This window comes from Corynebacterium sp., assembly GCF_030826625.1.
GTDB lineage: Bacteria > Actinomycetota > Actinomycetes > Mycobacteriales > Mycobacteriaceae > Corynebacterium.
In genome coordinates, this window is record NZ_JAPJNQ010000122.1 from 1 (window position 1) to 2,679 (window position 2,679).

General features: G+C 51.9%; 3 protein-coding genes. All 3 read left to right on the top strand.

Annotated elements, in window-relative coordinates:
- Positions 1–1,002 (top strand): SpaH/EbpB family LPXTG-anchored major pilin (locus tag RCH87_RS10355; RefSeq protein ID WP_306516620.1); only part of this gene is annotated, 1,002 nt, incomplete at its 5' end.
- 198 nt (positions 1,003–1,200) lie between these two features.
- Positions 1,201–2,199, top strand: a complete 999-nt coding sequence (locus RCH87_RS10360) for a class C sortase (protein ID WP_306516621.1) — start codon at positions 1,201–1,203, stop codon at positions 2,197–2,199.
- Between the two features lie 10 nt (positions 2,200–2,209).
- A partial coding sequence (locus RCH87_RS10365; RefSeq protein WP_306516622.1) for a prealbumin-like fold domain-containing protein occupies positions 2,210–2,679 on the top strand: 470 nt, incomplete at its 3' end.

Below are 2,679 nucleotides of genomic sequence, written 5' to 3' on the forward strand. Positions count from 1 at the left end.
CAAGTAGATGACGCAAACAAGCATGCCTCAAATGAGGCCCCAGGACGTAATGTCGACTCAAAAGTCACATACACCTTGGATGGCTTGGTACCTGCAGCACCTGCAGGAAGGGAATTGCGTAATTTTAAGCTCACCGACTCTTCGAATTCCCAAGAGCTACAGTTCGGTGATGATTTTGTTACTAGCGTAGTCCGTATTCCAGCAGGACAAACACCGGAACAAGCGGTACCCTTGACACAAGGACAGCACTACACTGTTGTAAGACAGGCGCAGGCACCGTCCAATACTGAAAACATTGCGGCAGGAGCGAACCAGTATTTTGACATTCTGATCGCTGACCCAGCAGCGGCTGGTCTGCAACCGGGAGATACAGTACGCGCTGTTGTTGAGGCGACAATGCTGCAAGCGCCAGACCAAGAAATCGAAAACAGCGTGAATGAGTCGGGTATTTTCCGCGATCCGAATTCAGCCGTTGAGGACGAGCCGTTCGAAACCCCAAATGACAAGGTAGTGACCTATCTTGGAAAAATTCGCGTTGTAAAAATCGAAGAACGCGAAGACAATGCTGAGGGTGCGCCAGTACCTCTAGCAGGTGCAAAATTCGACTTGTATAACTGTGCAACTCCAGGAACAATTTTGCAATCTGGTACCACAAATGAACAGGGAAACCTGACGTTTGAAGGAATCCATGTTAGCGATTGGGTTAATGATGATGCCCCTGACGCTAATGTCGAATATTGCCTTCGAGAAACAGAAGCGCCAGCAGGTTACACAATCCTCGAAGAAGAAATCCGAGGCATTCAATTAATGCGTGAAAGTCGTGAGGCTTTTGGCGACGCGCAGGTTCGGATGGTCTCCAGGACCGTTCAAAACCGCCCAAGCTCCGAAGTTCCGATCCTCCCATCCACAGGTGGCATGGGTATCTTGATCGTCGCTCTGCTTGGTCTTGGAATTATCGCCGGTGGTGTTTACGCCGCTCGTCGTAACTCCGCAAAGGCCTAATGGCTCGATTAGCTCGTAAAGCTTGAGCTGAAGCGTTCGTCTTCACGTGCAGGGTAGTCACTGTTTAGCTGCCCTGTAAACGAAGGCAACTATATGCCCGGCGCATAAAGCGTCGGGTTTTAGTGAATCCATAACAATTTTTTATTATAAAACTTTATTAATTTAGCCCTTACCCAGAAAGACCGGGGTTTAGCCGCAATGACCCTTGCCACCCGTGAGCCTGCAACGCCTGGCCCGTCAGAACAAACGTCAGTGTTTAGGCGCGTCGTAGTACCTGCGATTATCATCCTGGTGGGAATTTCCGTACTTCTCTATCCAGTGGTTTCTACCCAGTGGAATAACTACATTCAACGTCAGGTAGTCGAAGACTATCGTTCGCAGTTGCAGGATGTTCCTGAAGAGCAGTTGAACGCAGCCATCGAAGCAGCACACGAATACAATGAGACTTCAATTGGTGGCCCAATCCTGGACCCTTGGCTGGCTCGGGTTTCCGAGGATAACCAGGATTATCAGCGTTATATGGACCAGCTTTCTGGGCTTCCTGCGATGTCACAAGTTTCGATCCCATCCATCGAATCTTCCTTACCGGTCTATCACGGCACGACGGAAGAAGTATTGCAAAAAGGTCTAGGCCATCTCTACGGCACTTCGCTGCCCGTTGGCGGAGAGGGCACGCACTCGGTTATCACGGGGCATACCGGCCTGACGACATCGACGATGTGGGATAACCTCATCGATATGAAAGAAGGTGACGCGATCTATGTCAACACCTTCGGCCAGAAGATGAAGTACCAGGTGACATCCACCGAGGTAGTGCTGCCACACGAGACGGAAAGCCTGGCGCAGCAACCGGATAAAGATCTCATTACTCTGATCACCTGTACGCCGTATGGCGTGAACTCACACCGACTCTTGGTGCACGCAGAGCGGGTCCCGCTTGACCCAGCAGACGAAGCCGCGTTTGACCAGAAGAATGGAATCTTGCAGTGGTGGATGTGGGCACTGTTGATCGTCGCTGCGTTGGCTATCGCGTTTTTGATCCATTGGATCCGCAAAGAACGTCGTAAAGCAGCTGCGGCTAACGGTGACGATGCCGCCGCCGATGATGTGGAAGGCGCGGTGTTGACTAGGGCCGCGCGCAAGAACTTGAACGCCACCGAAACCCCTAAGGCCGGAAGGCATCGTCGTGACAACTAATCTTCGCAAAATGATTGTGGCCGTAGCAGTTGCTGCGTCACTTGGGCTGTCCGCACCGCTTGCCGACGCTAGCCAACGGGTAATCAGCGGTAATGACAAGAATTTGTCGGCAGACTCGATGGATGCTGCTCGTTCCCAAACGCTGAACATTAAGAAGTTGCCGCGGAATCCCCATGATGATCCGATTCCAGGTGCGAAGCCGTTTGGTGGGGTAGAGGGGTTGACCTTCCGCTTGTCAAAGGTCAATGGAGTAGATGCGACAACCGAGGTTGGGCGTGAAGCTGCGAAGCAATATACGGTGCAGCGTGCGCGCCATGAAGGCTTTAGTGACGCCCGTGAACAAAAAACCAATGCTGATGGCGTCGCGGAATTTCGAGATTTGGGGCCAGGACTGTATCTGATTGAGGAGTTCGCTCCAGATGATGCGCATGAATGGCGGCTTTCCAGCCCACAGCTGGTGATTTTGCCGCTAGGTGATGT